The 15,546-nt window shown below is 62.9% G+C and carries 13 protein-coding genes; 10 read left to right on the forward strand and 3 right to left on the reverse strand.

The genetic code is table 11. The features are described 5' to 3' along the window. The first annotated feature begins 37 nt into the window (after window positions 1–37). The 3 genes from tssL to FRAAU_RS08900 are packed head-to-tail and all read left to right on the forward strand — an operon-like array spanning window position 38 to window position 5,834. Window positions 38–1,318, forward strand: coding sequence for a type VI secretion system protein TssL, long form (gene tssL, locus FRAAU_RS08890; RefSeq protein WP_014403207.1), 1,281 nt, complete (start codon window positions 38–40; stop codon window positions 1,316–1,318). Between the two features lie 9 nt (window positions 1,319–1,327). Continuing rightward, window positions 1,328–4,918, forward strand: coding sequence for a type VI secretion system membrane subunit TssM (tssM, locus tag FRAAU_RS08895; protein ID WP_041270496.1), 3,591 nt, complete (start codon window positions 1,328–1,330; stop codon window positions 4,916–4,918). Window positions 4,919–4,961: 43 nt separating this feature from the next. Next, window positions 4,962–5,834, forward strand: a complete 873-nt coding sequence (locus FRAAU_RS08900; protein ID WP_014403209.1) for a hypothetical protein — start codon at window positions 4,962–4,964, stop codon at window positions 5,832–5,834. A gap of 9 nt (window positions 5,835–5,843) precedes the next feature. Here the strand turns inward: FRAAU_RS08900 and greB are convergent, their stop codons facing one another. Continuing rightward, complete coding sequence (gene greB, locus FRAAU_RS08905; RefSeq protein WP_014403210.1) at window positions 5,844–6,362, reverse strand: transcription elongation factor GreB; 519 nt, start codon at window positions 6,360–6,362, stop codon at window positions 5,844–5,846. Next, window positions 6,359–6,907 (reverse strand): DUF1523 family protein, encoded by a 549-nt coding sequence (locus tag FRAAU_RS08910; RefSeq protein WP_014403211.1) that lies wholly within the window; start codon window positions 6,905–6,907, stop codon window positions 6,359–6,361. Before FRAAU_RS08910 ends, greB begins: the two co-directional genes overlap by 4 nt. Before the next feature lie 408 nt (window positions 6,908–7,315). Between FRAAU_RS08910 and FRAAU_RS08915 the strand changes: the two genes are divergently transcribed. Next, complete coding sequence (locus FRAAU_RS08915) at window positions 7,316–8,758, forward strand: transglycosylase SLT domain-containing protein (protein WP_014403212.1); 1,443 nt, start codon at window positions 7,316–7,318, stop codon at window positions 8,756–8,758. 199 nt (window positions 8,759–8,957) lie between these two features. On the opposite strand, the gene asd is transcribed toward FRAAU_RS08915, so the two are convergent. Beyond that, complete coding sequence (asd, locus tag FRAAU_RS08920; RefSeq protein WP_014403213.1) at window positions 8,958–9,806, reverse strand: archaetidylserine decarboxylase; 849 nt, start codon at window positions 9,804–9,806, stop codon at window positions 8,958–8,960. A gap of 161 nt (window positions 9,807–9,967) precedes the next feature. Between asd and prmB the strand changes: the two genes are divergently transcribed. The 6 genes from prmB to FRAAU_RS08950 all read left to right on the forward strand — a co-directional run bounded on the left by prmB (window position 9,968) and on the right by FRAAU_RS08950 (window position 15,489). Next, window positions 9,968–10,891, forward strand: a complete 924-nt coding sequence (gene prmB / locus FRAAU_RS08925; RefSeq protein WP_014403214.1) for a 50S ribosomal protein L3 N(5)-glutamine methyltransferase — start codon at window positions 9,968–9,970, stop codon at window positions 10,889–10,891. A gap of 67 nt (window positions 10,892–10,958) precedes the next feature. Continuing rightward, a complete protein-coding gene (aroC, locus tag FRAAU_RS08930; RefSeq protein WP_014403215.1) occupies window positions 10,959–12,047 on the forward strand; it encodes a chorismate synthase in 1,089 nt (362 codons plus the stop codon). 117 nt (window positions 12,048–12,164) lie between these two features. Then, window positions 12,165–13,217 carry a GTP 3',8-cyclase MoaA gene (gene moaA / locus FRAAU_RS08935; RefSeq protein WP_014403216.1) on the forward strand — a complete coding sequence of 351 codons (1,053 nt, stop codon included), beginning with the start codon at window positions 12,165–12,167 and terminating at the stop codon, window positions 13,215–13,217. A gap of 5 nt (window positions 13,218–13,222) precedes the next feature. After that, window positions 13,223–13,849, forward strand: a complete 627-nt coding sequence (locus tag FRAAU_RS08940; protein WP_052317873.1) for an NTP transferase domain-containing protein — start codon at window positions 13,223–13,225, stop codon at window positions 13,847–13,849. Between the two features lie 33 nt (window positions 13,850–13,882). Next, on the forward strand, window positions 13,883–15,154 hold the full coding sequence (locus tag FRAAU_RS08945) for a molybdopterin-binding protein (RefSeq protein ID WP_014403218.1): 1,272 nt from the start codon (window positions 13,883–13,885) through the stop codon (window positions 15,152–15,154). Continuing rightward, window positions 15,151–15,489: a hypothetical protein gene (locus tag FRAAU_RS08950; protein WP_014403219.1), complete on the forward strand. Its 339-nt coding sequence runs from the start codon at window positions 15,151–15,153 to the stop codon at window positions 15,487–15,489. The genes FRAAU_RS08945 and FRAAU_RS08950 overlap by 4 nt, the downstream gene beginning before the upstream one ends. Window positions 15,490–15,546 lie beyond the last annotated feature (57 nt).

A 15,546-nucleotide genomic window follows, 5' to 3' on the forward strand; every position in this document is an offset into this window, starting at 1 on the left:
TGCGCCATTCCATCCGGCCAAGGAGGGCCCGACAATCATGAACCATCGAGGCGGTCTATCCCTGGCCAGTTCCGGACAGGAGCCGGCACCGGGTCTGACCTATCCCGGACCGGGCATTCCCGGCGATCCGGCTTTCGGCCGCAGCAGTCACAATCCGCTGCTGCTGGCGGCGCGTCCGCTTTTGAATCTGATGGTTCAGATCCGTACCGGGAAGCAGGCCATCAACCCGGTATTGCTGCGCGAACGACTGATCAGCGCGATACGCCGCTTCCAGGACCAGGCCCAGGCGCTTTCGACGCCGGTGGAGACCATCGTCGGAGCCCGCTACTGCCTGTGCACCGCGCTGGACGAGTCTGCCGCGCTGACCAGCTGGGGAGGGGACGGTATCTGGTCGGCTCACAGCCTGTTGGTCATTTTCCACAACGAGACGTGGGGGGGCGAAAAATTCTTCCAGTTGCTGGCGCGACTGATCCAGGATCCGGGTCGCCATTGGCCTCTGATCGAACTGCAGTTCCATTGCCTGGCACTGGGCTTCGAGGGTCGCTATCGCATCATCGACAACGGCCAGGCCCAGCTGGAAGGGCTGAAGCTGAGATTGCGCAAGTTGCTGGCTGCCGGTGCGGGGGGGCAGGGGGATGCCTTGGCCGGCCATTGGCTGGATCCGCAAGGGCGGGCTTCAGCCACGCTGCGGCGCTGGGTGCCCCTGTGGAGCTGGTTGGTGCTGGCCCTGATACTGACGGCCGGGGTCTATGTCGGACTGCTGTTGCTGTTGAATGCCAGACTGGATGCCGGCTATGTCGCGGTCAATTCCATCCACCTGCCTGAACTGGATATTCTGGCGGCCCCGGCACAGCGCGACCTGCATCTGAAAGAACTGCTGGCTGACGATATCCGCGGTGGCGCGCTCAGTGTGGAGGATGCCGCAGATCATCATGTCATCACCTTGCGTGGCGATGGCCTGTTCGACTCCGGCCGGGCCGATCTCAGGCCGGCTTATCGCGCCGTGCTGGCCCGTGTCGCGGCGGCCCTGGATCGCGTGCCGGGACGCATTGTGCTGGTCGGTCATACCGACAATCAGCCCATCCATACAGCCAGTTATCCTTCCAACCAGACCTTGTCCCTGGCCCGGGCCAGAAGCGTGGCGGATTTCCTGCATGACACCGCCCTGGGCGCTCATCGCGACATCCAGGTGCAAGGGCAAGGCGACACGCATCCGCTGACATCCAATGACACCGCCTCAGGCAGGGCACTGAATCGAAGGGTGGAAATGGTGCTGTTTCCCGGAGCGGCGGCTTCTCCATCTCCCTGGACCCGGTAGCTCGGAGGCATGGTGATCATCAGCTGGTTGCGAAGTCTGTTCAGCTTCCTGTTCGCCCGTGAACTCTGGATTGCGCTGGCGGTGCTGCTGCTGGCCGTCCTGATCTGGGGATACGGTCCCTTGCTGGCACTGGGAACCTGGCATCCACTGACGGCGGCGTGGGCGCGCGTAGGCGTGATCGGGCTGCTGATCATGGCCTTGTTGTGGCGCTGGTCATGGCGGTTCGGTGGTGGTTCCGGTCGCCGTCTGCTGGAGCAGCTGCGGCGTCGCCGGGAGGCCGTACCGGCACCACCGCCGGAGGTCCAGGCCAGCGAGTTGCGCCAGCGATTCCAGCAGGCGCTGTGGACGCTGCGCGATGCCAGAGCGGACAGCCGTCGCTGGACGCATTGGCTGGATCGGCTCAGCGGCCAGTATGTGTACCGCCTGCCGTGGTATCTGGTGGTTGGTGACACCGGCAGCGGCAAGACGGCCTTGCTGCATCAGTTGCGCGGTGGCGCCCCCAGCCTGGAGTTCGCCGGTGCGGCGGGGGGGGGAGCACATACCGCGCAACTGGAATGGCATCTGGGGGACAGTGCGGTGCTGGTGGACACGCCGGGACGATTTATCGAAGCGGCGCCGGCCGCCGACAGCGACCGGGTCGAATTCCATCAGTTGCTGCGCCATTTCCGGCCGCGCCAGCCCCTCAACGGCGTGGTGCTGGTGATCGATGTCAGCCAGCTGCCGGGCATGGCGAGCGACGTGCGCAAAGCCCATGGAAGACGGTTGCGCACGCATCTGCTGGAGCTGCAACAGGGCCTGGATATCCGGCTGCCGGTTTATCTGGTGCTCACTCATGTCGACCGGCTGACCGGCTTCCAGGCTTATTTCCACGAGCTGGGGCCGCAAGGCCGGGAACAGGTCTGGGGCTTTACCGGCAATGCCTCCGAGACTCCAGCCAGGCAGGGGCTGGAAACCATCTTCCTTCGCGAGTTCAAGGCGCTGGTCGATCGTCTCGGTGATGGTCTGATCGACGTGCTGGCCAGCGAGCCCGAACTGGGGGACCGGGCAGAGGCCTGGCTGTTTCCGCAGGAATTTGCCCAACTGGAGCAGCCCTTGCTGGAATGGCTGACGGCCTTGAGCCGGGCATCGCGGTTCGAACCCGAGCTATGGCTGCGCGGAGTGTATTTCACCAGTAACGGACGGGGCGGAGCGGTCATCGAGCAGGTGCTGGCTCCGATCAGGCAGACCTTGCAATTGGAGCCGCACGCCGCCGAAGCCGTTCCGGAGGGGAGGCAGAGTTATTTCAGCGCACGGCTGCTGGACCACCTGATGGTGCCGGAGGCCGGTCTGGCCGGCATCAACCGCCGCCTGCTGTGGCGCCGGCGCCTGCTGCATGGAGCCAGCCTGGGACTGTTGGCCACGGTGGTCCTGGTATGCCTGGCGGTGTGGATCAACAGCTACCGGCACAATCGGGATTATCTGGCCGAAGTGGGCCGCCATGCAGCCGAATACCAGGCTCGGGCCGGCAGCCACATCAGTTTGCCCGCAGGCGATATCGAAGCACTGGCCCCGCTGCTGGATCCTCTTCTGCAATTGCCGCTGAGCCGGCAGTTCGATACCACCCATCCACCTTTCTACAGCTATCGGGCCGGCCTGTATCAGGGCCACAAGATCCAGATCGCGACCAATCTGGTCTATCGGCGGGCTCTTGAGGAAAAGCTGCTGCCCCAGGCCGCCAGTCGCATTCAGAATCTGCTTGCCAGTGCCCCTGCGGATGACCTGGAATACACCTACAACGCATTGAAAGCCTATTTGATGCTGTATCAATCCGGCCATTACCAGGCGGATTTTCTTTCCGCCTGGCTGCTGCTCGATGTCGAGAAGTCGATGCCGGAGGTCACCACCCGGCATCAGCGGGAGGCTCTGGAGAACCATGTGGCGGAGTTGTTCCAGCCGCATCCGGTGACCTCGCCGTTTCCCTTCGACGCGGATCTGGTACGCAGCGCCCGTGAGCGTCTGGCGCGTTATTCGTTGCCCCAACGGGCCTACCATCAGATGCAGCGACGGCTGCTGGGATCGATGCGTGGAGACCCGGTCAGCGTGGAGAGCGTGGCGGGGCCGCAGGCATCAATGGCACTGGTGCGCAAGAGTGGTCAGCCGCTGAGTGACGGCATCGCGCCCCTGTATACCTATCAGGGCTATTGGGACGTGTTCTCGCCACAGGTCGGACATGCGGCTCTGGACATGGAGAAGGAGGATGTATGGGTGTTGGGCAGCCGTCAGGCACCCATACTGGATGATCTGGATCGGAGTCGATTGACTCGCGAAATCAAGCGGCTTTATTTCAACGACTATATCCGGGTCTGGGATGCCTACCTGGGCGATCTGACCGTGATCGAGACCCGCTCGGTCAATCAGAGCATGCAGCTGGCCCGCATCCTGTCGGCGACCGACTCCCCACTGAAGCGCTTCATGCTGGTCGCCGCCCGTGAAACCACCTTGCTGCATGATCGCCAGAGCCAGCCCAGCCATTCACTGCTGGGTAGGGCACAGGCCCGTATCGGCGAGGTCAAGCAGTCATTGACGGACATTTTCGGCAATCAGGTCATACCGGCCAATCGCGCTGAGACGGAAGATCGCATCGAGAGCATGGTCGACAACCACTTCGAGCCCCTGCACAGGATGGTCGACGGCAGTGGCAGCGATGGCCAGGGACCGTCACCGCTGGATACCAGTCTGCAGGTGGTGGACGAACTCTACAACTATCTCACTGCCACCGATGCCGCACTGGGCAGCGGCAATCCACCTCCGCCTTCGGATGTCTTCAACAAACTGCAGGCCGAAGCCGGACGCATGCCGATGCCGTTCCGGCAGATCATGGGTGATCTGGCGGTCCGCGGTTCCGCGCAGGTGACCGGCGCGGTCCAGCACAGCATCGACGAGGATGCGGCCGCATCGATCGGACGACTGTGCCGGCAGACGATCGCCGATCGCTATCCGTTTGTACGCGGCATTTCCCGGGATGTGGCCATCGACGATTTTTCCAGGATGTTCGCACCGAACGGGTTGATGGATGCCTTCTACCAGAAGAATCTGGCCGCGCGGGTCGACATGAACACGCGCCGTTGGACCTTTCGACCCAGTGCCGGCGGTGTGCGGCATGGCAATCCGCATCTGCTGGAGGCGTTTCAGAATGCAGAGACCATCCGCAACGTGTTCTTCGCCGCCGGCGGCAACCGTCCCAGTCTGAAATTCGATGTCATGCCTCTGGATCTGGATGCCTCCATCAACCAGTTCACTCTGGATGTCGATGGTCAGGTCCTGCGCTATGCGCATGGTCCGCAGATTTCCAGGACCATGAGCTGGCCGGTGCAGGCTGGCAGCCATCAGGTGAGGCTGGAGCTGACGCCGGCAAGTGCGTCGGGGAGCCTGCAGACCCAAGGGCCCTGGGCCTTGCAGCGGCTGTTCGATGCAGCCGAGCTGACACCCGGCAGCGCGCCCGAGAGTTTTACCGCCACCTTCCATCTGGGGGCACGTCGGCTGGTGCTGAAAATCACAGCCGACAGTGCCTTCAATCCGTTCCGGTTGCCGCAGATGGCCGCGTTCAGCTGTCCGGAATAAGTGTGGCACGGCACCGTCTTCTCTTCGGCACAGGAGTGGAGTGATGAAACTGACCATTAGTTCGCATCTGGGGCAACCCTCCGACGGAAGCCAGTCCGCGGTATTCCCGCCGCGAGGAGGCAGTCTGGGGCACCGCAGCGACAACACCCTGGTACTGGCTGATCGCCACGGCACCATCGCCGGCCGTCATGCCACCTTCTATCAAGGCACTGATGGCTGGCGGATCGCGCCGGAGCCGGGCGCCACCGTGGCGGTCAATGGTCATTCAGTGGCTCATGGTCACGAGTGGCCCGTGGCGCCTGGTGACGTATTGGAGATCGGCGCCTATGTATTGACGCCGGGCGAGGAGCACTCGCCCTGGAGCGGGTTGACCTCCGGCCCGGAGGTGATCGCACCGCCCTCCACGCCGGCACGGCCCCATCCGCTGCAATCGAGTCCGGAGCGCACATCACCATCCGCGGCCGATCCGTTGGCCGGCGTCAAAGGCCGGACCGGTCTGGACGAGCTGCAGGATACCCCGCTGGATCCCCTGGCCCTGTTCGCGGCTCAGGACACCGCTGCGGCCGCCTCCTTGCTGGACGACTCTTTGCTGAGCGGTTTTGAACAAGGCCTGTCGCCACGTCAGTCGCCGACAGGTTTCAACCCCAGCCTGTCGGACAGCGTGCCGGAGCAGTCCGGTCATCTGCGCGTGCAGATTCAATGGCCGGATCCGGAGTCTCCTGCCGGGACCGTTGCGGAGCCGGTGGTGAGCAGAACCGACGGCGAGGCGGGTCAGAGCACGGAAGCCAGCGCCGAGGTCTTGCTGCAGGCTTTGCGGGATGGCCTGGGTCAGCGTCAGCGCATGGAGTGGCCCGATCCCGATTTCATGCGCTTGCTGGGGGCGACCCTGCGTGCCTTGCGGACCCAGCTTCGCTGACAGGCCGGCTCAGTCCTTGCCGGCGGTGCCGTCATAGCGGATCGCAGCGATTCGAAAGGCCGTCCGGCCCTGCGGCAGTTCGGCCTCGAATTCTTCATCCAGCCCGCGTTTGAGCAGGGCTCTGGCCATCGGCGAATCAATGCTTATCCAGCCTTTCTGGGCATGGGTTTCATCCGGCCCCACGATCCGGTAATGGAACAGTTCGCCGCTGTCCAGCTGCTCCAGGTCCGTGGTGGCACCGAAGTAGACCTTGGCGGTATCCGCCGGAAGGCCTTCAGCTACCCGCAGCCCGGGAATGCGCTTGCTGAGATAGCGGATGCGTCGGTCCATCTCCGCCAGTTGCTTCTTGCGATAGATGTACTCGGCATTTTCGGAGCGATCACCTTCGGCAGCGGCGGCCGCCAAGGCACGTACCACTTCGGGCCGCTGCTGGCTCCACAGCGCGTCGAGTTCCTGCTTGAGCCGGTCAAAGCCCTCGCGGGTGATGATGGCCGATGAACCCGGTTGCGGCGGTCGCCAGCGGCTCATGACGGACGAGCCTGCCGGCTGGCCGTACGTCGCTTGCGCCAGCGATTGATCCGCAGTGCCAGATAGCCGGCAAGGATCAGCACGATCACCAGCAGGGCGGTATTGAACCAGGGGAAAGGCGCAGTCGGGCTGTCGGTCGGCGTCAGCGATACCGCATTGGGGAAGGTATCGAACATCCGCAGGCGCCAGCCGTAATAGGTGACCACGGCCAACTGTTCGGGATTCTGGGCCAGACTCTGGGCGCGTGCCTGCTGGTCGGCTGCATCGAATTTGAAATACCAGGGAAAGCCGAAGCGGGTGTCCTCGTTGGTGAATACGCGGGTCCGCTTGCCATCCGGTGTGATGGCGTTGACGAAATACACATCGCGCGTCGGACCGTCGGCCGGATTCTCGGCACTGACGATGCCATCCTTGTCGACCCGCTTGACCTCGGTACCGGTGACATGCACCACGGCATGATGTGGCAGAACATAGTTCAAGCCGAGTGCTGCCGCGGCGATCACGGCAAACAAGGCAATCCACGCGATGCGTCTGACGACTTTCATGATCTTTTCCTTGATAGATAGTGGACCTGTAGCGAGCTGGTCTTGTTCCTGACCGAAAGCGACGATGGCTGTCTGCCCGGTGCTTCCGTCACGGCTCAGGATATCGTGGATCAGCAGATCCGCCCATGCCCGTGGTGGCGGCCCCTTGTCCAGCGAAGCCCTCCAGGGTGCAAGCGCCGTGCTCGCCGTGCGTCATGCTCCGTGGCGTCAAGCGCGCGACGGGACCAGAGTTGGTTCGTGGGATGCTTTCACAAAGCGCCTGTTATTGCTCTGTTCAGGCTGTGGGGTGATGGGTAACTTCCCGTTGATTCATGAGGTTACGCGCACTATCGTATGCGAAATATCATATCTTCCCGGATCGTCTTCGTGACTTACGTGCATCATGGAATTCGCTTTGCAGGAGTGGCCATGATGGCCGCGTTGATGTCGGCCTGCGCGAGCACTGCGCCGTCCAAAGGCTCGGCAGGGGGCGTCAATCCGCTTTATACCAGCCTGGACGATGCCGCCAGGCGTTACGAGCAGGCCTTGCAGCAGGCCAGGGAGGGCCGTGGCGAGCAGTCGAACCGGACCCTTCAGATGGCGCTGGACCAGATCAAGGACGGTTCGGCCCGCTGCAGTCTGACGCCGGGATGCGATCCGCAGCGTTTTCTGTCGGCCTATGACAGGATGCTGCGACTGAAAGACGGCAGTTTTTTCAGCAGCGACGATGTCGATACCTATGGCGATGACCAGCCTGACCATGCCGGTACCGGCAGCGAGGTCTCGCCGGTCAGCCAGGCGATTCCCCAGATCCAGCGCAGCGTCGTCTTGCTGCGTGGACAGCCCCTGTCCCAGCTGATCGCGATGAATGGTCCGGTCAAGGCGGCGCTGGAAATGTGGCTGACCCAGTGGCGCCCGAATCTGATGGATGCCTGGGTCAATTATCAATACCTTCGCCATGAAATGTGGCCGGCCTACCAGCATGCCGGACTGCCGGAAGCACTGCTGTTCGGTTTCATGGCGAAGGAATCCGGTGGCAAGGTGCATGCCGTGTCGCGCTCCGGTGCAGCCGGGCCCTTGCAGTTCATGTACGGCACGGCCATGCGGCTGGGCCTGACGGGGGACGGCAGCTTTGATCTGCGGTTTGATCCGGCTCTCGCGGCGAAAGCCAATGCCGATTACATCAACGAGCAACTGGAACAGTTCAACAACAATCTGGAATTGGCCATCGGCGCCTACAATGGCGGAGAGGGGCGGATGCAGCGCATCGTAGGCAGCGACACCTCGGTGAGTTTCTACAACCCTGCGGTCTACAGCCAGATGTCCCAGGAAACCCGCGAATATGTGCCAGCGGTGCTCGCCGCAGCATGGCTGTTCATGCATCCGGACAGCTACAACCTTCGTTTTCCGCACGTCAACGGTACACCCGGACAGGTGGTGCTGAAACGCCAGGCCTCGCTGACCGAGCTGACGGTCTGCCTGGGCACGGCCTTGAACCACTATGACGGCTGGTTCCGTACCTTGCGCAATCTCAACGAGCGGGTGGATCCGCAGGCGGAGCTGCCGACCGGAACCACCCTGGTCGTGCCCAAGGCGCTGGAGCGTGCCTATGGTGCGCGCTGCGTGGAAGGCCCCTGGCCTATCCTGGCCAAGGACCTGCACGATGCGACGGTTCCCGCCGCTCCGACCAAGGTTTCGACATCGCCGGTCAATCGACGCATGATCAAGCACCGGGTGCGACGCGGCGAGACCCTGACCAGCATCGTCAATCATCACGGTTGTTCCAGCATCAAGGAAGTGGCCGAGCTGAACCATCTTCACGAACAGGCACTTGCGGTGGGCAGCACCGTCCAGCTCCCAAGTTGCCGTTGAGCGAGGGAGCCCCCAGCGTCGTTTCTGTGCCCGTCGCTGAAGGCTGCAGCAAAGCCGGCATCGACCTGCCCTGATCAGGTGGAGCAGGCCGAGCTCCCTATCCGCGAAGCCCCGCTTCTGCAGACGATGTTGCGCCGGCAGGCGGCGAAGCCTGACAGACTTCGCACATGCTCGATGTCTTCTACCGATGGCGCTGCGTTCAATCCTGCGCTTGCCAGCGACCCAGGCGCTGGCCCATTTGCACAGGTTGCTGCGACTCCATCCGATCCAGGCTGACCCCCTTTTCGGGCAGCAACAGAATCACGGTCGAGCCCATGTTGAAACGGGCCATTTCCATGAACCGTTCCAGGGTGATGCCGCGCTCGGTCTGCGCCTTGTGCTGGATGGAGGAGGCATAGGGGGGAATCACCAGCCCGTCCCAGACGGTGGCGACACTGGAAACCAGTACTGCGCCGACCATCACTGCCACGAAGGGCCCTTGCGGGCTGTCAAAATGGCAGACCAGTCGCTCATTGCGGGCGAACAGGCGTGGAATGGCCTCGACCGCGAACGGGGCGACACTGAAGATCCGGCCCGGCACATGCACGGTTTCGCGCAGGGTGCCGGTCCATGGCATGTGCACCCGATGATAATCACGCGGTGACAAGTAGACCGTCACGAAATGGCCGTTGCGATACGGCTGGGCCGCGGCCTCGTCACCCAGCAGCTCGGCTGCGGTATAGCTCTGGCCCTTGGCCTGGAAGATCCGTCCATCGCTGATCCGTCCCGATTGGCTGATCTTGCCGTCGGCGGGGCAGAGAATGGCATCGGGCGAGGCGTCTGCGCGGCGGGCGTCCGCGCGCAGACGGCGTGAAAAAAACGCATTGAAATGTGGATAGGCATAGGGGTCGGGCTGGGCAGCCTCAGCCATGTTGACCTGATAGCGCTTGACGATCTGGCCGATCAGCAGGTTTTTCCACGGCGTCCAGGTCCAGCGGGTGGCCCAGTACACCAGTCGGGACAGCGCCCGGTGCGGCAGCAGATATTGCAGGAGAATCTTGGGTTTCATGGCCGCAAGTATAGCCGTCGTCGTCTTCGCGATGGCGTCCTCGACAGCCTGCGGTCATCCTTTCAGCGCGGGCTGCGGCGGCAGGCCCGGGATGCGCGGCACTCCGTGGCCGGGCAGAGCAGGTATACTCTGCGGTCCTCTTCGTTCAACGATGCCCGCCCGTGACTGCCGAACTTGCTTCCATCATCGATTTCATCCGCTATGCCGCCAGCCGTTTTTCGGCCGCCGGCCTGACTTTCGGGCACAGTCACGACAACCCGATCGATGAAGCCACCCATCTGGTCTTGTCCAGTCTGCATCTGCCTCCGGATCTGCCGCCGGCCTACGGTGCCGGGCGGCTGACCCTGGCGGAGCGCAGCGCGATCCTTGCCTTGATCGAGCGCCGGATCAGCGAGCGGGTGCCGGTCTCGTATCTGGTCGGTGAAACCTGGTTTGCCGGTCTGAAGTTCAAAAGCGATCATCGTGCACTGGTGCCGCGCTCGCCGATTGCCGAGCTGATCGAAAACGGTTTCTCGCCTTGGCTGGATGAGCGCGAAATCACCCGAGCCCTTGATCTGTGCACGGGCTCGGGCTGCATCGGCATCGCGATGGCCGAATACAATCCCTCGTGGACCGTGGACCTGGTCGACGTCAGCGACGACGCCTTGTCACTGGCACGCGAAAACATCGCCTTCCAGCATCTGGAAGGGCGCGTCCATGCGGTCAAGTCCGATCTTTTCGCCGGCATCGAAGGGCAGCGCTACGATCTGATCGTGTCGAATCCGCCTTATGTCACCGAGGACGAATATGCCGCGCTGCCTGGCGAATATGCCCACGAACCCAAGCTGGGGCTGACCTCGGGGCAGGACGGGCTGGATATCTGTCTGGAAATCCTGGATCGGGCCGCCGATCACCTGACGGAGGAGGGCCTGCTGATCGTCGAGGTGGGCGAGAGCGAGCATGCCCTGACCGCCTTGCTGCCTTCGGTGCCGTTTGTCTGGATCGAATTCAAGGTCGGGCTGATGGGTATTTTCGCGCTGGAACGGCGCGATCTGATCGAACATGCCGGCGCGATCCACGCCGCGGCCCAGGCTCGGGCCGCCTGAAAAGGGCTCAGTTCACCGCGCCCCGATTACACTCGACTCGAACGGCAGACCTCAGGAAGGCGTATCCGTGTCCAGCAACAGTTTTGGCAAGCTCTTTACCCTGACCACCTTCGGCGAGAGCCACGGTCCGGCCATCGGCTGCGTCGTGGATGGCTGTCCGCCAGGCCTGGAACTGGACACGGATGACTTCGCCATGGACCTTGGGCGACGTGCGACAGGCCGCAGCCGCCATACGTCTCAACGGCGCGAAACCGATGCCATCGAGATCCTGTCCGGCGTCTACGAGGGCCGTACCACCGGTACGCCCATCGGTCTGCTGATCCGCAATACCGACCAGCGCAGCAAGGACTACGGCAATCTGCTGGAAACCTTTCGTCCCGGTCACGCCGATTACACCTATTGGCAAAAGTATGGCATTCGCGATCCCCGTGGCGGTGGACGTTCTTCGGCGCGCGAAACCACGATGCGGGTCGCGGCCGGGGTCATTGCCAAGAAGTGGCTGGCTGCGCGCTACGGCATTCGGATTCGCGGCTGTCTGAGCCAGTTGGGCCCGCACCGACCTGAGGCCATGGATTGGGACGTGGTTGAAACCAATCCCTTTTTCTGGCCGGATGCCGATCAGGTGCCGATGCTGGAAGCCTATATGGATGCCTTGCGCAAGTCCGGTGATTCAGTCGGCGCCAAGGTCACCGTGGTAGCCGAGGGCGTGCCGCCCGGCTGGGGCGCACCGATCTATGACAAATTGTCCAGCGGCATCGCTTCGGCCCTGATGTCGATCAATGCGGTCAAGGCCGTGGAAATCGGTGATGGTATCGAGGCGGCCGCCCAGCTGGGCAGTGCGCACCGCGACAGCATGGGTGTGGATGGCTTTGCATCCAATCATGCCGGCGGCATTCTTGGCGGCATCAGCAGCGGCCAGCCGGTGGTGGCGCATATGACCTTGAAGCCAACTTCCAGCATTCTGATTCCGGGCGACAGTATCGACTTGCAGGGCCGGCCGGTGGAAGTAGTGACCAAAGGCCGGCATGATCCATGTGTAGGCATCCGCGCCACTCCGATCGCCGAGGCGATGCTGGCATTGGTGCTGGCCGACCAGGCTTTGTTGCATCGTGCCCAATGTGGGGATGTCGGTGAGGTCCTGCCTCGCCTGGTATGAGAGGCGATGCCTGAATCGCCGGCATCGACACGGATTCCATCAGCGCCGCCGGCTGATCCATCGGTCAGTATCCGGCCGGTACCGCGCAGAAACGCTGCATGGGTGCAGGAGAACAGCATGAAGCCTTTGGCGACCGACGCCGACGCCGCAACCTTGCTCGACACGCTGGGAAGACCGTTGCGTGACCTGCGGATATCCGTCATGGACCGCTGCAATTTCCGCTGCCCGTATTGCATGCCTGAGTCGAAATATGGCGAGCATTTCCGGTTTCTGGGAAACGACGAGCGTCTGAGCTATGCCGAGATCTACAGGATTGCGCGGTTGGCGGCCAAGCTGGGTGTTCGCAAGCTGCGGATCACCGGCGGCGAGCCTCTGCTGCGGCCTGATCTCGCCGAGCTGATCGGTCAGTTGCGCTCCATTCCCGGGATTGCCGATATCGCCCTGACCACCAATGGGGTTCTGTTGCCACGCCAGGCCGAGCGTCTGAAGCAAGCCGGACTGGATCGCGTCACGATCAGCCTGGACAGCCTTGATCCAACGGTTTTCGCGCGCATGAGCGGCGGAAAAGGAGACGTGAAAGACGTGCTGGCCGGTATTTCGGCCGCAGAGGCAGCGGATTTCGGCGGTGGCATCAAGATCAATATGGTGGTGCAGCGAGGCGTCAACGAGGCGGATGTGCTGGCCATGGCCGAGCATTTCCGTGGCAGCGGCCATGTGGTCCGATTCATCGAATTCATGGACGTCGGCAACCGCAATGCATGGCAGGCATCCGGCGTGGTACCGTCGGCCGAACTGGTCCGGCGCATTGATGGCCGCTGGCCACTGCAGGCGGTGGAGTCGATGGATCGCAGTGCGGTGGCCACGCGCTGGCGCTATCAGGACGGCGCCGGCGAAATCGGTTTCATTTCATCGGTGAGCGCGCCATTCTGCGGCGGCTGCACACGGGCGCGGCTGTCTTCCGACGGCAAGCTCTATACCTGCCTGTTTGCCCAGACCGGCATGGATCTGCGCCAGCCGATACGCCAGCAGGCCAGTGATCTGGAGCTGCTGCAGCTGATCGGTGGACGCTGGCGCAATCGTGGTGATCGCTACAGCGAAGTCCGCGGCCTGCAGTTGCAGGAGTCGGCCGGCCCGACCCGGAAAATTGAAATGCATTACATCGGGGGCTGAAACCGATGACTGCAAGCTTGCGCCGTCCTGACGATGCCGCCGAGACAACGGAGCGTGTGGCAGGTCTGTTGCTTGCCGGTGGATACAGTCGGCGAATGGGCAGGGACAAGGCAGGCATGATTTATCATGGCCGTGACCAGCTGCACCATGCTTTTGATCTGCTGCAGTCTCTGACCACGGCCTGTTATGTCGCCATTCGTGAAGATCAGCTTGCGGAAGACCATCGGTCCACATTGCCCTGCCTGCTAGATATCGCGGGTGTGGCAGGACCTGCCGCTGGATTGCTGGCTGCCCAGCGGAGGCACCCGGAAGCCAGCTGGCTGCTGCTGGCCTGCGACATGCCCTTGATGGATCGCTCGACGCTGCAAGCACTGCTGTTGGCGGCAAAGGTGGATCAGCAAGCCGCGGTGATCGCTTATGCAGCAGCAGATGGCAGGATCGAGCCGATGTGCTCGCTGTGGCGCCCAGCCAGCAAGGTCTGCCTGCAACGCGAGGCGACAACATCGAGAAACGGGTTGCGGCATATCGCCGAACAGTTGCGGATCAGGCTGTTGCAGGCAGCTGAACCGGAACGTCTGGTCAATGCCAATACGCCGGACGAATCCGCTGCTATCCTGAGCCGATTGCAATAGCGCACGATTCTCGGGACGTCTGGATTTCATGGAATGATCAGTTACGCCGAAGCCATGGCTGAGGTGCTTCAGCATACGGGACGGCTGTCCGTGGAATCCATTCCGCTGGAAGTCGCCCAAGGCCGGACCCTGGCCGAAGCAGTGGTCAGTCGTTGCCCGATACCGCCTGTCGATCAGGCCGCCGTGGATGGCTATGCCCTGCATTGCGGATCGAAGTCGTTGCCCGCGGGCAGCGAGCTGCCCTTGGTATCGATACGCAGGCTGTCACGCGGACATGACCCTGCCCAGCTTGGCTGGGCTCGACGTATCCACACGAATGCGCCGATGTCCGACGGCATGGATGCGGTGCTGCCCCTGGAGCAGGGCCAGCGATTGCCACCGGACGCCGATGGCAATTTGCGTTTGAGGCTGAAAGCTCCACTGCACCGCGGCGACCATGTGCACCGGCAAGGGGCCGAGGCTGATACCGGGACCGAGATATTGCCGGCCGGAGAAGTGCTGGATGGTCCGCGCATTCTGCTGGCCGGCACGGTGGGGGCCGAGCGACTGAGAGTGGTCAGCAGGCCTCAGGTGGCCATTTTCAGCACGGGGCACGACCGGCACGGCGGACTGGAGGGCTACTGCCCAGGCAACTCCGGCCGCGATGTCAATGGCTCCTACCTGGAGATGATGGCACGCACGGTCGGGGCCGAAGTGCGAATGAATCAGCCGCTGGGGCAGTGTGGCGACTATTTTCAGGCCATGCTGCAACAGGTCCGTGATCTTTCGTTGGACGTGATCATCTGCACACGTGGAGAGGCGGCTCCGCGTGATGAACAAATGATGTCCAGTCTGCGCGCCCTTGACGCCCGCATCCTGTTTTCCAAGGTGGCCGTCACTCCGGGTTCGTCCCTGATCTGTGCGCAGTTTCCCGGGGGCAGCTTGTTCTTCGGCATTTCGGCGGAGCCCGCAGCCATGGCTGCGGCTTGCCGTTTCTTTCTGATGCCGACACTGGCCAGAATGCAGGGACGGGCCGCGGAGAGGCCTGTCCTGGCCCGGCTGGCGCCACCGTTGTGGCCGGCCGGGAGCCGATTGCCGGGTTTTCGTCGTGCCCGACTGTACCAGCACGCCGACGGAACGCTGTGGGTACAGATTCCGCGCAGTGATGATCCGCTGGCGTTGCAAGGGGTGCGCCGCACAAACGCCTGGGCGGTGGTTCCGCCACATGCCCCGACATGGCGTGGCGAGACACGACTTGAAGTCTATGGCACCCTCCCGGATATGCTGGACATTCCGCTGGAGCGGCATCGGAGCGAGACCGGATGAGATACCAACTGGATCAGCAGCGCTTGCGGCTGCGACTGAGCCCTGCGGAATTTGACGAATTGCTGGAGAGTGCCTGCCTGCAGACAGAGACCCGTTTTCTGGACTGCTTCTCGGTGATCGTTTCGGCAAGGGTTCTGGACCAGACCGAGGCCAGGCTGGATGGTGACAGCGCTCACTGGCGGATCGGCCTGCCACGTGCCAGCCTGCTGGAACTGGCCGGGCGTCTGCCATGCCGTGATGGCCTGAAGTTCGAGCTTGAGAGCGCGGACGGTGATCGCGCGAAGACGTTCGAGTTGATCGTGGATGTCGACCTGCATGACAAGCGGCGGGTCTGAACGGGGTGGAGGGGCTGGCAGGTTCAGGAGGCTTTGAAAGTGGCGTAGCATATCGTC

It is taken from the genome of Frateuria aurantia DSM 6220 (assembly GCF_000242255.2).
In the GTDB taxonomy this organism is placed as follows: domain Bacteria; phylum Pseudomonadota; class Gammaproteobacteria; order Xanthomonadales; family Rhodanobacteraceae; genus Frateuria; species Frateuria aurantia.